Genomic DNA, 16282 nt, shown 5'->3' on the forward strand with positions numbered 1-16282 from the left:
AGCTGGCTCGCGGCATCGGGATGGCTTTTCATTGGGAGGCTGGCTTCCAGTATGCTGACCGAGTCGGGGTCTCGGCCCACTTCACTATCGCGTCGGCTAAGGGTGCATGATGCTATTACGACTGACAAGCAAACTAATTCCCGCCGTGCTCCTCGGCGGCTGCCTGCTGGCCGGCCCGCTGTTTGCCGCCGAGTCCGCGGCGACCCTCGGTGGCGCCGAGCAGGCGCGCTACCTGAGCGAACTCAAGCGCCTGTACCTGACCCAGGATGAGCGCCAGGCGCTGCTGGCGCACAGCAATGATCTGCTCAAGACCTATGCCCTCAGCGCGGCCTACCAGATCGGCCAGGCGCAGCGTCAGGACCGTCTCTACCAGCTGCGTCTGGGCGCACCCGGCGAGCTGCTGTTGCGCGAAGAGACCCGCAACGCTCAGGGCACCGATATCGCCGTGCGCAACCAGCGCATCGCGCTGTTCGGCGTCGACCCCTTTATCCGTTACGACTGCCCGCCCAGTGGCATCAGCTGTGTGCTGTTCAGCCCGCTGGACGGCAGTGTGCTGCTGAGCATCGTGCGCGATCACCAGGGCGCCGCGGAGCTGGCCAAGGCCCTGAGCTTCCTGATCCGCAACCTGCAGAAAGGCTAGGCCGGCGGCCAGGCAAAAAAAACCCCGCCGATGAGGCGGGGTTGAGGGTACGAGCGTGGCATGCTCGAAAGTTGAGGCGGTGCCTTACAGCAGCATGGTGCGGATGTCCGCCAGCACATCGCCGAGACGCTTGGTGAAGCGCGCGGCGGCGGCGCCATTGATCACTCGGTGATCGTAGGACAGCGACAGCGGCAGCATCAGCTTGGGCTGGAAGGCCTTGCCATCCCAGACCGGCTGCATGGTCGCCTTGCTCACGCCGAGGATCGCCACTTCCGGCGCATTGACGATCGGCGTGAAGCCGGTGCCGCCAATGTGCCCGAGGCTGGAGATGGTGAAGCAGGCACCCTGCATGTCGTCCGCCGAGAGCTTCTTGGTGCGCGCCTTCTCCGCCAGGGCGGCGGCCTCGGCGGCCAGCTGCAGCAGGCTCTTCTGGTCGACGTTCTTGATCACCGGCACCAGCAGGCCGTCCGGGGTGTCCACGGCGAAGCCGATGTGCACGTACTTCTTGCGGATCACCGCCTTGCCGCTCGGCGCCAGCGAACTGTTGAAGTCCGGCAGCTCCTTGAGCAGGAACGCGCAGGCCTTGAGCAGCAGCGGCAGCACGGTCAGCTTGACCCCGGCTTTCTCGGCGACCGCCTTCTGCGCGACGCGGAAGGCTTCCAGCTCGGTGATGTCGGCCGAGTCGAACTGGGTCACGTGCGGCACGTTGAGCCAGCTGCGGTGCAGGTTGGCGGCGCCGACCTGCATCAGGCGGGTCATCGCCACTTCTTCCACTTCGCCGAACTTGCTGAAGTCCACGACCGGAATCGGCGGGATGCCGGCGCCGCCGGTGGCGCCGGTGGCGCCGGCCGGCGCCTCCTTGGCCTTCTGCATCATCGCCTTGACGTAGGCCTGCACGTCCTCCTTGAGGATCCGGCCCTTCGGACCGCTGCCGTTGATGGCGGCGAGTTCGACGCCGAACTCGCGGGCCAGCTGGCGTACGGCCGGGCCGGCATGCACCTTGGCGCCGTCACGCCTGGGCGCGGGGCTGACGTTGGCTGCGGCCGCCGCCAGCTTGGCGATGGCGCTGACCTCGGCAGCCACTTCCGGCGAGGCGCCGGGCGGCGTGCTGTGCAGCGCCGGGGCGGCGGCCGGCGCCGGAGCCTGGGCGGCTGCAGGGGCGGCGGCTGCGCCGGTGACCTTGAGCTTGAGGATCAGGTCGCCGGTGCCGACTTCGGCGTCCAGCTGGACTTCCACGCTTTCCACGGTGCCAGCGGCCGGAGAGGGAATCTCCATGCTCGCCTTGTCCGACTCCAGGGTGATCAGCGATTGGTCGGCTTCGACCTTGTCGCCGGCCTTGACCAGGACTTCGATGACCTTGACCTTGCCGTCTGTGCCGATATCCGGCACATGGACGTCTTGCACAGATTCGCTGGCCGGCGCAGCCGCGGGCTGTTCGGCCTTCGCGGCAGGCTTCTCCTGCTGGGGCTCGGTCTTGGCTGGTTGTTCGGCCTTGGGCGCGGCTTCGGCCGCACCCTCGACTTCCAGCTCAAGCAGCTCGTCGCCTTCCTTCAGGCGGTCGCCCAGCTTGACCTTCAGGCTCTTGATCACCCCGGCCTTGGGCGCCGGAATTTCCATGCTGGCCTTGTCCGACTCGAGGGTCAGCAGGCTCTGGTCGGCTTCGATACGGTCGCCGACCTTGACCATCAGCTCGATGACTTCGCCTTCGCCACTGCCGATATCGGGTACGCGGATTAGTTCGCTCACAGTGCGTCTCCTTAGCAGTCCAGCGGGTTGCGTTTTTCCGGGTCGATGCCGAACTTGGCGATGGCCTCGGCCACGACCTTGGGTTCGATATCGCCGCGGTCGGCGAGGGCTTCCAGGGCGGCCAGGACCACCCAGTTACGGTCCACTTCGAAGAAGTGGCGCAGTTTCTTGCGGCTGTCGCTGCGGCCGAAGCCGTCGGTGCCCAGCACCTTGTATTCCTTGCTCGGAACCCACTGGCGGATCTGGTCGGCGAACAGCTTCATGTAGTCGGTGCTGGCGATGACCGGGCCCTGACGGCCTTTCAGGCACTGCTCGACGTAGGTCAGCTGCGGCTTCTGCTCCGGGTGCAGGCGGTTGTGACGCTCCACGGCCAGGCCTTCGCGGCGCAGTTCGTTGAAGCTGGTGACGCTCCACACATCGGACGCGACGTTGTACTCGTCGCGCAGGATCTTCGCCGCGGCGCGCACTTCGCGCAGGATGGTGCCGCTGCCCAGCAGTTGTACGTGGTGGGCGGCTTCCTTCTTGTCCTCTTCGAGCAGGTACATGCCCTTGATGATGCCTTCCTCGACACCTTCGGGCATGGCCGGCTGCTGATAGGCCTCGTTCATCACGGTGATGTAGTAGAAGACGTTTTCCTGCTCTTCCATCATCCGCCGCGTGCCTTCGCGAATGATCACCGCCAGCTCGTAGCCGTAGGTCGGATCGTAGGTGCGGCAGTTGGGGATGGTTGCGGCCATCAGGTGGCTGTGGCCGTCCTCGTGCTGCAGGCCTTCGCCGTTGAGCGTGGTGCGCCCGGCGGTACCGCCGATCAGGAAGCCGCGGGTGCGGCTGTCGCCGGCTGCCCAGGCCAAGTCGCCGATGCGCTGGAAACCGAACATCGAGTAGAAGATGTAGAACGGCAGCATCGGCTGGTTGTGGCAGCTGTAGCTGGTGCCCGCGGCGATGAACGAGCTCATGGCGCCGGCTTCGTTGATGCCTTCCTCGAGGATCTGGCCCTTCTTGTCCTCGCGGTAGAACATCACCTGGTCCTTGTCCACCGGCTCATACAGCTGGCCGACCGAGGAGTAGATGCCGAGCTGGCGGAACATGCCTTCCATGCCGAAGGTGCGCGCCTCGTCGGGAATGATCGGCACGATGCGCTCGCCCAGCTCCTTGTCCTTGACCAGCTGCGCGAGGATGCGCACGAAGGCCATGGTGGTGGAGATTTCGCGGTCGCCGGAGCCGTCGAGGATGGCCTTGAGGGTGTCCAGCGGCGGGGTCGGCACGGCGAAGCTGTTGACCCGGCGCTGCGGCACGAAGCCGCCCAGGGCTTCACGCTTCTTGCGCAGGTACTTGCCTTCGGCGCTGTCGGGTGCCGGCTTGAAGAACGGCAGGTTCTCCAGTTCGTCGTCCTTGACCGGGATGTCGAAGCGGTCGCGGAATTTCTTCAGGCTGTCGACATCGACCTTCTTGGTGTTGTGGGCGGTGTTCTTCGCCTCGCCAGCACCGGTGCCATAACCCTTGACGGTCTTGGCCAGGACGACGGTCGGTTGACCCTTGTGGTTGACCGCCTGGTGATAGGCCGCATAGACCTTGTAGGGGTCGTGGCCGCCGCGGTTGAGCTTCCAGATCTCGTCATCGGAGAGGTCCTTGACCATCTCCTTGAGTTCCGGGCTGTTGAAGAAGTGCTCGCGCACGAAGGCGCCGTCTTTGGCCTTGTAGTTCTGGTACTCGCCGTCGATCACTTCGTCCATGCGCCGTTGCAGGATGCCGTCGACGTCTTTGGCCAGCAGCGGGTCCCAGAAACGGCCCCAGACCACCTTGTTGACGTTCCAGCCGCCGCCGCGGAACACGCCTTCGAGTTCCTGGATGATCTTGCCGTTGCCGCGTACCGGGCCGTCTAGGCGCTGCAGGTTGCAGTTGATGACGAAGATCAGGTTGTCCAGTTTCTCGCGGCCGGCCAGGGAAATGGCGCCGAGGGATTCCGGCTCGTCGCACTCGCCGTCACCCATGAAGCACCAGACCTTCTGCTTGCCGGCGGGGATGAAGCCGCGGGCTTCCAGGTACTTCATGAAGCGCGCCTGGTAGATAGCCTGGATCGGGCCGAGGCCCATGGACACGGTGGGGAACTGCCAGAAGTCCGGCATCAGCCAGGGGTGCGGGTAGGACGACAGGCCCTGACCGTCCACTTCCTGGCGGAAATTCTTCAGCTGCTCTTCGCTGATCCGGCCTTCCATGAAGGCGCGGGCATAGATGCCGGGTGAGGCATGGCCCTGATAGAACACCAGGTCGCCGCCGTGTTCTTCGGTCGGGGCCTGGAAGAAGTAGTTGAAGCCGATGTCGTACAGGGTCGCCGAGGAGGCGAAGCTGGAGATGTGACCGCCCAGGTCCGGGTCCTGCAGGTTGGTGCGCATCACCATGGCCAGCGCGTTCCAGCGCACCAGCGAGCGGATGCGGCGTTCCATGAACAGGTCGCCGGGCATGCGGGCTTCGTGGGTGACCGGAATGGTGTTGCGATAGGGCGTGGTGATGGCGTACGGCAACTGGGAACCACTGCGGGTAGCCAGCTCGCCCATGCGGGTCATCAGGTAATGTGCGCGGTCTTCACCCTCATGGTCGAGGACGGACTCAAGCGCGTCCAGCCATTCCTGGGTTTCGACGGGATCGAGGTCTTGCATGGCTTGCTCCAGGGCGGAAAGGCTTCCAGAATCGGAGGCCAGGGGTTCGTGGCCGGCTTCGTGAGCGGGTCACGTAAATTCTTGTTTACCGGGGGTAGGACCGGCTCCGTGTAGTTTTACTACATATCGACGGCGATTTCAGCCCTTGGGATACAATCTTTAGTAGCAAAACTACACTTTATTTTGGCTGTTCGTCGCGTGTCCCGCGGCGAGGTCCGTGGAATACAGCTGTTCCCGGCGCCACCCGCAGCCCGCCGAAAAGGATAGACCATGAGCTTGCCGGTGCTGGTCTCTTTGCCCGCTTCCCTCGACTCCCTTGCCTTGCGCGCCGAGCAGTCCTTGCGCGCGGTTCTGGCCGATCTGGGCACTGCTGCCGAGGCGCGCTTCGACGCCTGGCCGCAGGCCCGTCGTGACGCCTGGCGCCGGGTGTCCGCGGCCAGCGATTTCGTCCTGCAGCAGGCCTTGCGTGATCCGCTGATGCTGCTGGAGCTGGCAGATTCCGGGGAGCTGGAGCGCAGCCTGTCGGCCGGGGAGTTGCGCGCTCAGTTGGTCGTCGCGCTAGACGGCTGTGCCGACGAGGATGAGTTGGGGCAGCGTCTGCGGCGCTTCCGCAACCGCCAGCAGTTGCGCATCATCTGGCGCGACATCGGCCGCCAGGCGGATCTGCAGGAAACCTGCCGCGATCTTTCCGACCTCGCCGACGCCTGCATCGACCTGGCCTACCACTGGCTCTATCCCCACCACTGCGCGCAGTTCGGCACGCCGATCGGGCGGCGCAGTGGCCAGGCCCAGCACATGGTGATCCTCGGCATGGGCAAGCTCGGCGCCCATGAGCTCAACCTGTCTTCGGACATCGACCTGATCTTCGGCTACCCGGAGGGCGGCGAGACCGAAGGGGTGAAGCGTCCCCTGGATAATCAGGAGTTCTTCATCCGCCTGGGCCAGCGGTTAATCAAGGCGTTGGACGCCATCACCGTCGAGGGCTTCGTGTTCCGCACCGACATGCGCCTGCGCCCCTACGGCTCCTCCGGCGCCCTGGTGTTCAGCTTCAATGCGCTGGAGCAGTACTACCAGGACCAAGGCCGCGACTGGGAGCGCTACGCCATGATCAAGGCGCGGGTGGTCGGCGGCGATCCGCTCGCCGGCGAGCAGCTGCTGGAAATGCTGCGCCCCTTCGTCTATCGGCGCTACCTGGACTTCTCCGCCATCGAGGCGCTGCGCAGCATGAAGCTGCTGATCCAGCAGGAAGTGCGGCGCAAGGGCATGGCCGACAACATCAAGCTGGGCGCCGGCGGCATTCGCGAGGTGGAGTTCATCGCCCAGGCCTTCCAGCTGATCCATGGCGGGCGCGACCTCAGCCTGCAGCAGCGGCCTCTGTTGAAGGTGCTGGCCACGCTGGCAGGGCAGGGCTACCTGCCGGACGCGGTGGTCGAGGAATTGCGCGAGGGCTACGAGTTCCTGCGCTACACCGAACATGCCCTGCAGGCGATCGACGACCGGCAGACGCAGATGTTGCCGGACAACCAGCAGGACCGGGCGCGGGTGGCCTTCATGCTCGGCTTCGCCAGCTGGGACGCCTTTCATCAGCAGTTGATGCACTGGCGCGGACGGGTCGACTGGCATTTCCGCCAGGTCATCGCCGATCCGGACGAGGATCAGGATGGCGCGGTCGACGAGGTGATCGGCGGCGAGTGGCTGCCGCTGTGGGAGGACGCCCAGGACGAGGCCGCCGCCTGTCGCCAGCTCAGCGATGCCGGCTTTGTCGACGCCCCGGCGGCTCGGCAGCGCCTGGCCGGCCTGCGCAACGGTAATCAGGTGCGGGCCATGCAGCGGCTCGGCCGCGAGCGCCTGGACGCCTTTATTCCCCGATTGTTGGCGCAGGCGGTGGAGCACGAGGAGCCGGACCTGGTGCTGGAGCGGGTGCTGCCGCTGGTCGAGGCGGTGGCGCGGCGCTCGGCCTATCTGGTCCTGCTGACGGAGAATCCCGGGGCCCTGCAGCGCCTGCTGACCCTGTGCGCGGCCAGTCCGTGGATCGCCGAACAGATCGCCCGCTTCCCGCTGCTGCTCGACGAGCTGCTCAACGAAGGCCGGCTGTTCAAACCGCCCCAGGCGCCCGAGCTGGCCGCCGAGTTGCGCGAGCGGCTGATGCGCATCCCCGAGGACGATCTGGAGCAGCAGATGGAGGCGCTGCGCCACTTCAAGCTGGCCCACCGCTTGCGCGTCGCCGCCTCGGAGATCGCCGGCACCCTGCCGCTGATGAAGGTCAGCGACTACCTGACCTGGCTGGCCGAGGCGATTCTCGACCAGGTGCTGGCCCTGGCCTGGCGCCAGACCGTGGTCAAACACGGCGCGCCGCGCCGCGCCGATGGCAGTCCCTGCGACCCCGATTTCATCATCGTCGGCTATGGCAAGGTCGGTGGCATCGAGCTGGGGCATGGCTCGGACCTGGACCTGGTGTTCATCCATGATGGCGACCCCCAGGCCGAGACCGACGGCGCCAAGCCCATCGATGGCGCGCAGTTCTTCACTCGCCTGGGCCAGCGCATCATTCACCTGTTGACCACCCAGACCAACTCCGGCCAGCTCTACGAGGTGGATATGCGCCTGCGCCCCTCCGGCGCCGCGGGCTTGCTGGTCAGCTCCCTCGGGGCCTTCCAGCGCTACCAGGAAAACGAGGCCTGGACCTGGGAGCATCAGGCGCTGGTGCGCGCCCGGGTGCTGGTCGGCTGTCAGCGGGTGGCCAAGGCCTTCGAGGCGGTACGCGCCGCGGTGCTCGGGGGTGAGCGCGATCTCGACAAGCTGCGCGCGGAAGTCAGCGAGATGCGCGCCAAGATGCGCGACAACCTCGGCAGCAAGGCCACCGCCGCCGGCACCGCGGCCAATGCCTTCGAGGCCTCGGCGCCCTTCGATCTCAAGCAGGATGCCGGAGGTATCGTCGATATCGAATTTATGGTGCAATACGCGGCCCTGGCCTGGTCGCGACAGTACCCGGAGTTGCTCGAGTTCACCGACAACATCCGCATCCTGGAAGGGCTGGAGCGCGTCGGCCTGCTGCCCGGAGAAGATGCCCTGCTGTTGCAGGAGGTCTACAAGGCCTATCGCTCGGCGGCCCACCGGCAGGCGCTGCAGAAGCAGCCCGGGGTGGTGAGTGGCGACCAGTTCCACGCCGAACGACGCAGCGTGCTGCGCATCTGGCAGGCGCTTGGCTTGAACTGAATGAGTGCCGATCGGCAGGCGCAGCGTCCGCCGGTGGCAGTGTACGAAGCGAATTTGAGGAGCAGGCAACTATGTCGATGGCCGATCGTGATGGTGTGATTTGGTATGACGGCAAGCTGGTGCCGTGGCGCGACGCCACCACCCATGTGCTGACCCACACCCTGCACTATGGCATGGGCGTGTTCGAGGGCGTGCGCGCCTACAACACCCCCGATGGCACGGCGATCTTCCGCCTGCAGGCGCACACCGATCGGCTGTTCGATTCGGCCCACATCATGGGCATGAAGATCCCCTTCAGCAAAGACGAGATCAACGAGGCGACCCGCGCCGCGGTGCGCGAGAACAATCTGGAAAGCGCCTATATCCGCCCGATGGTGTTCTACGGATCCGAAGCCATGGGCCTGCGCGCCAGCGGCCTGAAGGTCCAGGTGATCGTGGCAGCGTGGAACTGGGGCGCCTACATGGGCGACGAGGCCCTGCAGGTCGGCATCAAGGTGCGCACCAGCTCCTTCACCCGGCATCACGTCAACATCTCCATGACCCGGGCCAAGGCCAACGGCAACTACATCAACTCGATGCTGGCCCTGCAGGAAGCCATCTCCGGTGGCGCCGACGAGGCCATGCTTCTGGATCCGGAAGGCTACGTGGCCGAGGGTTCGGGGGAGAACATCTTCCTGGTCAAGGATGGCGTGGTGTACACCCCGGAGGTCACCTCCTGCCTCAACGGCATCACCCGCAACACCGTGCTGACCCTGGCCGAGGAGCTGGGCATCAAGGTGATCGAGAAGCGCATCACCCGCGACGAGGTGTACATCGCCGACGAGGCCTTCTTCACCGGCACCGCCGCCGAGGTCACGCCGATCCGCGAAGTGGACGGCCGGCAGATCGGCGCCGGGCGCCGTGGCCCGGTGACCGAAAAGCTGCAGACCGCCTACTTCGACCTGGTGACCGGCAAGACCCGCAACCACGCCGAGTGGCGCACCCTGGTCAAATAAGCTCGCGGGACGGGCAGCCGCCCGTCGATGCGGTGGGTGGTCGCGCACTGAGCGACAAGGCAACTACAACCGGGAGGCGCAAGCCTCCTCGGTCGTTTCTGGGATAGGCATGAGAATACTGATCGTAGGCCCCAGCTGGGTGGGCGACATGGTGATGGCGCAGACGCTGTTCCAGTGCCTGAAGCAGCGCCACGGCGACTGCGATATCGACGTACTGGCGCCGGAATGGAGCCGGCCGATCCTCGAGCGCATGCCCGAGGTGCGGCGAGCCCTGAGTTTTCCCCTTGGCCACGGCGTGCTGCAGCTGGCGACCCGCCGGCGCATCGGCAAGTCCCTGGTCGGTCAGTACGATCAGGCGATCCTGCTGCCCAACTCGCTCAAGTCGGCCCTGGTGCCGTTCTTCGCCGGCATTGCCAAGCGCACCGGCTGGAAGGGCGAGATGCGCTACGGCCTGCTCAACGATGTGCGCAAGCTGGACAAGCAGCGCTACCCGCTGATGATCGAGCGCTTCATGGCGCTGGCCTTCGAACCCGGCGCGCAGCTGCCGCGTCCCTATCCGCGGCCCAGCCTGCAGATCGAGGCGGCCAGTCGCGACGCGGCCCTCGGCCGCTTCGCCCTGAGCCTGGATCGACCGGTGCTGGCGCTCTGTCCCGGCGCCGAGTTCGGCGAGGCCAAGCGCTGGCCCAGCGAACACTACGCCAGGGTCGCCGAGGCCAAGATCCGCGCCGGCTGGCAGGTCTGGCTGTTCGGCTCGAAGAACGATCATCCGGTCGGCGAGGACATTCGCGCGCGGCTGATTCCCGGCTTGCGCGAGGAGGCGGTCAACCTCGCCGGCGAGACCAGCCTGGCCGAGGCCATCGACCTGCTGTCCTGCGCCACGGCGGTGGTGTCCAACGATTCCGGCCTGATGCACGTGGCCGCGGCGCTCAATCGGCCGCTGGTGGCGGTCTACGGCTCGACCTCGCCGCAGTTCACCCCGCCGCTGGCCGAGCAGGTGGAGATCGTCCGGCTGGGCCTGGAGTGCAGCCCCTGCTTCGACCGCACCTGTCGCTTCGGTCACTACAACTGCCTGCGCGAGCTGGCGCCGCAGCCAGTGCTGGAGGCCCTGGATCGCCTGGTCGGCGATCCGATCGAGCCGGTCGAGGTCGATTGATGCGGGTGCTGCTGATCAAGACGTCCTCCCTGGGCGATGTGGTGCACAGCCTGCCGGCGCTCACCGACGCGGCCCGGGCCATCCCCGGGATCCAGTTCGACTGGGTGGTGGAGGAGGGTTTCGCCGAGATTCCGGCCTGGCACCCGGCGGTGGCCCGGGTGATTCCGGTGGCCATCCGCCGCTGGCGCAAGAACCTCTGGCAGACCCTGAGCAATGGCGAGTGGCGCCGCTTCAAGCAGCGCCTGGGCGAGACCCGTTACGACCTGGTGATCGATGCCCAGGGCCTGCTCAAGAGCGCCTGGCTGACCCGCTACGTCAAGGCGCCGGTGGCCGGCCTGGATCGCGACTCGGCACGCGAGCCCATCGCCAGCCGTTTCTATGACCGGACCTATAACGTGCCCCGCGAGCAGCATGCCCTGGAACGCGTGCGCCAGCTGTTCGCCCAGGCGCTGGACTATCCGCTGCCGGCCGGCCTCGGCGATTACGGCTTGAACCGGGCCCAGCTCGCCGGCGCTGCGACGCAGCCCTATGTGCTGTTCCTGCATGGCACCACCTGGCCGAGCAAGCATTGGCCGGAGGCCTACTGGCGCGAGCTGGCCGAGCAGCTCAGCGAGCAGGGCTGGGCGCTTCGCCTGCCCTGGGGCAATGAGCAGGAGCGGGCGCGGGCCGAGCGCATCGCCGCCGGCCTGGACAACGCCGCGGTACTGCCCAGGTTGAACCTGGCCGGAGTGGCCAAGGTGATCGCCGGGGCCCAGGCCTGCGTGGCGGTGGACACCGGTCTGGGCCACCTGGCCGCCGCGCTGGATGTGCCGAGCATCTCCCTCTACGGACCGACCCTGCCGGGGCGCGTCGGCGCCTATGGCCGGGCGCAGATCCACCTGTGCGCCAGCGGGCCCAATGCCGGCCTCGGCGACCGCCACAAACCCTGCCTCGACGAGCTGCGCCCCGAACGGGTGGCCACCGAGTTGCAGGCGTTGTTGCTGGCCGAGGAAATCGTCTGATGCAGCTGGCTTTTATCCTCTACAAGTATTTCCCCTACGGCGGCCTGCAGCGCGACTTCATGCGCATCGCCCTGGAGTGCCAGAAGCGCGGCCACGCCATTCGCGTCTATACGCCGATCTGGGAGGGCGAAGTGCCGGCGGGTTTCGAGGTGGTGGTGGTGCCGGTCAAGGCGCTGTTCAACCACCGGCGCAACGAGAAGCTCACCGCCTGGGTCGAGGCCGACCTGGCCCGGCGCCCGGTCGAGCGAGTGATCGGCTTCAACAAGATGCCCGGGCTGGATGTCTACTACGCCGCCGACGGCTGTTTCGAGGACAAGGCGCAGACCCTGCGCAATCCCTTGTACCGCCGCTGGGGGCGCTACAAGCACTTCGCCGACTACGAGCGGGCGGTGTTCGCCCCCGAGTCTAAGACCGAGATCCTGATGATTTCCGAGGTGCAGCAGCCGCTGTTCGTCAAGCACTACGCCACCCCGGCCGAGCGCTTCCACCTGCTGCCGCCGGGCATCGCCCAGGATCGCCGGGCGCCGGCCAATGCCGCGCAGATCCGCGCCGAGTTCCGCGCCGAGTTCGGCCTGGCGGACGACGAGCTGCTGCTGGTGCAGATCGGCTCCGGCTTCAAGACCAAGGGCCTGGATCGCAGCCTCAAGGCGGTCGCCGCGCTGCCGCGCGAGCTGCGCCAGCGCACCCGGCTGATCGTCATCGGCCAGGACGACCCCAAGCCCTTCCTGCTGCAGATCAAGGCCCTGGGCATCTCCGAGCAGGTGCAGATACTCAAGGGCCGCAGCGACATTCCGCGCTTCCTCCTCGGCGCCGACCTGCTGATCCATCCGGCCTACAACGAGAACACCGGCACCGTGCTGCTGGAGGCCCTGGTCGCCGGCCTGCCGGTGCTGGTCACCGATGTCTGCGGCTATGCCCACTACATCGCCGAGGCCGACGCCGGCCGGGTGCTGAGCAGTCCCTTCGAGCAGCAGCAGCTCAACCGCAACTTGCGCGAGATGCTCGAGGACGATGCCCAGCGCGGCCAGTGGCAGCGCAACGGCCTGGCCTACGCCGACTCGGCTGACCTGTATTCCATGCCGCAGCGGGCGGCCGATGTGATTCTGGCGGAGCGTCCATGAAGTTGTTGTTGAACGAGCCGTTCAAGAGTCTGTGGGCCGGCAAGGACCCCTTCGTCGAGGTCGAGGCCCTGCAGGGCCAGGTCTACCGCGAGCTGGAGGGCCGGCGCACCCTGCGCACCGAGGTGGCCGGGCGTGGCTATTTCGTCAAGATCCACCGCGGCATCGGCTGGGGCGAGATCGCCAAGAACCTGTTCAGCGCCAAGCTCCCGGTGCTCGGCGCCGGCCAGGAATGGCGAGCCCTCGAGCGTCTGCACCAGGCCGGCGTGCCGACCATGACCGCGGTGGCCTACGGCGAGCGCGGTGGCAATCCGGCCAGCCAGCACTCCTTTATCGTCACCGAGGAGCTGGCGCCGACCGTCAGCCTGGAAGACTTCAGCCTCGACTGGCAACGCCAGCCGCCAGAGCCGGCGCTCAAGCGCGCATTGATCGCCGAAGTGGCGAACATGACCGGCACCATGCACCGCGCCGGGGTCAACCACCGCGACTGCTATATCTGCCACTTCCTGTTGCACACCGACCGAGCGGTGGCGGCCGGCGATTTCCGCCTGTCGCTGATCGACCTGCACCGCGCCCAGACCCGCGCCGCGGTGCCGCGCCGCTGGCGCGACAAGGACCTGGCCGGGCTGTACTTCTCCGCCCTGAACATCGGCCTCAGTCGGCGCGACAAGCTGCGCTTCCTCAAGGCCTATTTCCGCCTGCCGCTGCGCCAGGTCCTGCGTGATGAGGCGCGCCTGCTCGCCTGGCTGGAGCGCCGTGCCGACAAGCTCTACGCACGCAAGCAGCGTTATGGGGATGCGCTCTGATGGCTGGCTGGACACTGCAACCCGAATACGCCGGGCGGGCCGCCGAGTTCGGCAGCCTGGAGGCGGTCTTCGCCCTTGAGGGCGAGCGCATCACCAGTGACCCGCTGTCCGAGGTGATCCGCATCGAGCGCGATGGGGTGCGCTACTACGTCAAGCGCTACTGGGGCGCCGGCAAGGGATTGCGCCGCTATATCGGCCGTCCGCGGGTCAAGGCCGAGTGGCAGAACCTCAAGCACTTCGCCAGGTGGGGCATTCCCACCGCGCCCATCGTCGCCTACGGCCTGGAGCGCCAGCTCGGCGCCTTCGTCCGCGGCGCCCTGGTCACCCGCGAGCTGCCGGACACCCTGGACATGAACCACCTGGCGCTGCGCGACCATCCCTGGCTGCGCGATCGCCACTGGGTCGACCGCATCAGCCGCCAGCTGGCCGCGGCGACGCGCGCCCTGCATGGGCACCACTTCACCCATAACGACCTGAAGTGGCGCAACCTGCTGGTCAACGAGCAGGCCGAGCTGTTCTTCATCGACTGCCCGACCGGCGCCTTCTGGTGGGGCCCCCTGCTGCGCTACCGGGTCATCAAGGACCTGGCCTGCCTGGACAAGGTGGCCAAGCGCGCGTTGTCGCGCAGCCAGCGCCTGCGCTTCTACTTGCAGTACCGCGGGCACCGGCGCCTGAGCGCACGGGACAAGCGGCGCATCCGCCAGATCGTCGGGTTTTTCGAGGGCCGCGAATGAGCGACTTTATCGCCGCCGAGGACCGCGCACTGCTCGAGCGCCATGGCCTGGCCAGCTTCTCCGCGCTATGGGCGCTGGAGCTGGAGGCGGTGGACGAGCCGAATACCGAACGCGGCGGTTGGAGCAGCGTCTATCGCCTGGAGCTGGGCGACGCGGCCTTCTACCTCAAGCGCCAGAGCAACCACCTGACCCGCAGCGTGCTGCATCCCCTGGGCGAGCCGACCTTCGCCCGCGAGTTCCGCAACATCCAGCGTTATCGCCGGCTGGGCATCCCGGCCTTGCAGGCCGCCTTCTTCGCCGAGCGCCGTGTGCCGGGAGAACGCCGCGCGGTGCTGCTGACCCGCGCCCTGGACGGCTGGCTGGACCTGGACCACTGGCTGCAGGGCTGGTCCGCCCTCGACGAGCCTCGGCGCCAGGGCATTCTGCGCGCCTGCGGGGCGCTGGCCAGGCGCCTGCACGGGGCGGGGCAGGTGCATGGCTGTTTCTACCCCAAACATATATTCCTGCGCGAGGCGGGCGGCGGCTTCGACGCCCAGTTGATCGACCTGGAGAAGACCCGGCCGCTGCTGTTCGGCGAGCGCGACCGGATCAAGGATCTCGAGCCGCTGCTGCGCCGCGCTGGCGCCTGGGGCGAGGACGAGGTGCGCCAGCTGTTGGCGGCCTACCTGTCATCCGGCGCCGAACTGGAGCGCTGGAGCAGCCGCCTGGGCCGGCGTCGCCAGGACAAGGAGGGGCGCCGATGACCCTGGCCGAGCTGGCGCGCGCCGGCAGGACGCCCACACTGCCTCTGCAGCTGGAGCTGGAAGATGCCGCCGGACCGGCCGTGCTGACCCTGAGCAGCCTGCTGCGCGTGCTGCCGGGCCAGCGCTACGTCGGCCTGGCCGAATGGCGCGGGCGCAAGGTGCTGGCCAAGCTGCTGGTCGGGGCCAGGGCGGCGCGACATTTCCGCCGCGAGCTGGACGGTGCGCGTCTGCTCGCCGGGCAGGGGCTGGCGACGCCGCTGCTGCTGGCCGACGGCCTGCGCGAGGGTGAGGGCGGCTGGCTGCTGTTCGACTACCTGGAGGGCGCCGAAAGCCTGTGGGACGCCTGGCGTCAGGTCGAGCCGCAGCCGTTGCTCAGCGCCGCTCAGCAGGCGGTGCTGGGCGAGGCCCTGGCGACGGTGGCGCAGCTGCATGCCAGGGGGCTGTGGCAGGCCGACCTGCACCTGGACAATCTGCTGCGGCATGGGGGGCGGTTGCTGGTCATCGACGGCGGCGGGGTGCAGGCGCAGGTCCCGGGGCAACCCCTGTCGCGGGAGTTGGTGCTGGAGAATCTCGGGATACTGTTCGCCCAGCTTCCAGTCGAGCTGGAGCCCTTTATCGAAGAGCTGCTGGTGCACTATCTGCTGGTCAACGGCGAGCATGCCCTGCCGCTGGAGGCGCTGCTCGAGGAGACCGCCAAGGTGCGCCGTTGGCGCCTGCGCGACTACCTGCGCAAGGTCGCCCGCGACTGCAGTCTGTTCAGCGCCAAGGTCGGCGCCTTCGGTCTGCGGGTGGTACGCCGGGAGCAGGAAGCGGCGCTGCAGCCGCTGCTGGCCGATCTCGACCGCCTCACCGAGCAGGGCCATGTCTACAAGACCGGCGGCGCCGCCACCGTGGCGCGGGTCGAACTGGACGGCCGCCCGCTGGTGGTCAAGCGCTACAACATCAAGCACTTCGGTCACTGGCTGAAGCGTTTCTGGCGGCCGAGCCGGGCCTGGCACAGCTGGGTCGAGGGCAATCGCCTGGAGCTGCTCGGCATCGCCACGCCGCGCCCGCTGGCGGTGCTGGAGCGGCGCTGGTGCTGGCTGCGCGGTCGTGCCTACCTGATTACCGAATACTGCGGCGGGCAGGATATAATCGCGCGTTTTCGGCCGTACTTGGATACAGAAGGGCGCAGTTCGCCCCCTGAGCACGAACTCCTGGCGCTGGATCGCTTGTTCGCCGCCTTGGTGCGCGAGCGCATCAGCCACGGCGATTTCAAGGGGCACAACCTGTTCTGGGATGGCCAGGAACAGGGCGGCAGATGGGCCTTGATCGACCTCGATGCCATGTGCCAGCACCACAGCATGCGCAGTTTCGCCCGGGCCTATGCCCGCGACCGCGCGCGATTCCTGCGCAACTGGCCGGCCGACTCGGCGCTTCACCAGTTGCTCGACCAACGTTTACCGCAGGTGCCCGGCACCTGCCCTGAATAGA

General features: G+C 67.2%; 12 protein-coding genes. 10 read left to right on the top strand and 2 right to left on the bottom strand.

Annotated features, from left to right (window positions below; genetic code table 11):
- Positions 1 to 109: 109 nt before the first annotated feature.
- Positions 110 to 640 carry a hypothetical protein gene (locus LPB260_RS22555; RefSeq protein ID WP_208710117.1) on the top strand — a complete coding sequence of 177 codons (531 nt, stop codon included), beginning with the start codon at positions 110 to 112 and terminating at the stop codon, positions 638 to 640.
- An 84-nt stretch (positions 641 to 724) separates the two neighbouring features.
- On the opposite strand, the gene aceF is transcribed toward LPB260_RS22555, so the two are convergent.
- Both aceF and aceE read right to left on the bottom strand, forming a co-directional pair.
- A complete protein-coding gene (gene aceF / locus LPB260_RS22560) occupies positions 725 to 2386 on the bottom strand; it encodes a dihydrolipoyllysine-residue acetyltransferase (protein WP_208708092.1) in 1662 nt (553 codons plus the stop codon).
- Between the two features lie 11 nt (positions 2387 to 2397).
- Positions 2398 to 5043, bottom strand: coding sequence for a pyruvate dehydrogenase (acetyl-transferring), homodimeric type (gene aceE, locus LPB260_RS22565; protein WP_208708093.1), 2646 nt, complete (start codon positions 5041 to 5043; stop codon positions 2398 to 2400).
- A gap of 270 nt (positions 5044 to 5313) precedes the next feature.
- Here aceE and glnE point away from each other — a divergent pair, with 270 nt between their 5' ends.
- From glnE to LPB260_RS22610, 9 genes are all read left to right on the top strand, one after another.
- The gene (gene glnE / locus LPB260_RS22570) at positions 5314 to 8259 is read left to right on the top strand and encodes a bifunctional [glutamate--ammonia ligase]-adenylyl-L-tyrosine phosphorylase/[glutamate--ammonia-ligase] adenylyltransferase (RefSeq protein WP_208708094.1); all 2946 of its coding nucleotides are present in this window, start codon (positions 5314 to 5316) and stop codon (positions 8257 to 8259) included.
- A 71-nt stretch (positions 8260 to 8330) separates the two neighbouring features.
- On the top strand, positions 8331 to 9254 hold the full coding sequence (locus tag LPB260_RS22575) for a branched-chain amino acid transaminase (RefSeq protein WP_208708095.1): 924 nt from the start codon (positions 8331 to 8333) through the stop codon (positions 9252 to 9254).
- Positions 9255 to 9363: 109 nt separating this feature from the next.
- Positions 9364 to 10407, top strand: coding sequence for a lipopolysaccharide heptosyltransferase II (waaF, locus tag LPB260_RS22580; RefSeq protein WP_208708096.1), 1044 nt, complete (start codon positions 9364 to 9366; stop codon positions 10405 to 10407).
- Positions 10407 to 11408: a lipopolysaccharide heptosyltransferase I gene (waaC, locus tag LPB260_RS22585; RefSeq protein WP_208708097.1), complete on the top strand. Its 1002-nt coding sequence runs from the start codon at positions 10407 to 10409 to the stop codon at positions 11406 to 11408. Before waaF ends, waaC begins: the two co-directional genes overlap by 1 nt.
- Positions 11408 to 12529, top strand: coding sequence for a glycosyltransferase family 4 protein (locus tag LPB260_RS22590; RefSeq protein ID WP_208708098.1), 1122 nt, complete (start codon positions 11408 to 11410; stop codon positions 12527 to 12529). The genes waaC and LPB260_RS22590 overlap by 1 nt, the downstream gene beginning before the upstream one ends.
- Entirely contained in the window at positions 12526 to 13332 is an 807-nt protein-coding gene (gene rfaP, locus LPB260_RS22595) for a lipopolysaccharide core heptose(I) kinase RfaP (RefSeq protein WP_208708099.1), read from the top strand. Before LPB260_RS22590 ends, rfaP begins: the two co-directional genes overlap by 4 nt.
- Positions 13332 to 14066, top strand: coding sequence for a lipopolysaccharide kinase InaA family protein (locus LPB260_RS22600; protein ID WP_208708100.1), 735 nt, complete (start codon positions 13332 to 13334; stop codon positions 14064 to 14066). Before rfaP ends, LPB260_RS22600 begins: the two co-directional genes overlap by 1 nt.
- On the top strand, positions 14063 to 14809 hold the full coding sequence (locus LPB260_RS22605) for a lipopolysaccharide kinase InaA family protein (RefSeq protein ID WP_208708101.1): 747 nt from the start codon (positions 14063 to 14065) through the stop codon (positions 14807 to 14809). Before LPB260_RS22600 ends, LPB260_RS22605 begins: the two co-directional genes overlap by 4 nt.
- Positions 14806 to 16281 carry a lipopolysaccharide kinase InaA family protein gene (locus LPB260_RS22610; RefSeq protein ID WP_208708102.1) on the top strand — a complete coding sequence of 492 codons (1476 nt, stop codon included), beginning with the start codon at positions 14806 to 14808 and terminating at the stop codon, positions 16279 to 16281. Before LPB260_RS22605 ends, LPB260_RS22610 begins: the two co-directional genes overlap by 4 nt.
- Position 16282 lies beyond the last annotated feature (1 nt).

This window comes from Pseudomonas sp. LPB0260 (assembly GCF_013388395.1).

Excerpts from the sequence above, each read along its gene's own strand:
- LPB260_RS22555 (WP_208710117.1), top strand. The coding sequence starts at position 110 with ATGCTATTACGACTGACAAGCAAACTAATTCCCGCCGTGCTCCTCGGC.
- aceE (WP_208708093.1), bottom strand. The coding sequence starts at position 5,043 with ATGCAAGACCTCGATCCCGTCGAAACCCAGGAATGGCTGGACGCGCTT.
- glnE (WP_208708094.1), top strand. The coding sequence starts at position 5,314 with ATGAGCTTGCCGGTGCTGGTCTCTTTGCCCGCTTCCCTCGACTCCCTT.
- LPB260_RS22575 (WP_208708095.1), top strand. The coding sequence starts at position 8,331 with ATGTCGATGGCCGATCGTGATGGTGTGATTTGGTATGACGGCAAGCTG.
- waaF (WP_208708096.1), top strand. The coding sequence starts at position 9,364 with ATGAGAATACTGATCGTAGGCCCCAGCTGGGTGGGCGACATGGTGATG.
- waaC (WP_208708097.1), top strand. The coding sequence starts at position 10,407 with ATGCGGGTGCTGCTGATCAAGACGTCCTCCCTGGGCGATGTGGTGCAC.
- LPB260_RS22590 (WP_208708098.1), top strand. The coding sequence starts at position 11,408 with ATGCAGCTGGCTTTTATCCTCTACAAGTATTTCCCCTACGGCGGCCTG.
- rfaP (WP_208708099.1), top strand. The coding sequence starts at position 12,526 with ATGAAGTTGTTGTTGAACGAGCCGTTCAAGAGTCTGTGGGCCGGCAAG.
- LPB260_RS22600 (WP_208708100.1), top strand. The coding sequence starts at position 13,332 with ATGGCTGGCTGGACACTGCAACCCGAATACGCCGGGCGGGCCGCCGAG.
- LPB260_RS22605 (WP_208708101.1), top strand. The coding sequence starts at position 14,063 with ATGAGCGACTTTATCGCCGCCGAGGACCGCGCACTGCTCGAGCGCCAT.
- LPB260_RS22610 (WP_208708102.1), top strand. The coding sequence starts at position 14,806 with ATGACCCTGGCCGAGCTGGCGCGCGCCGGCAGGACGCCCACACTGCCT.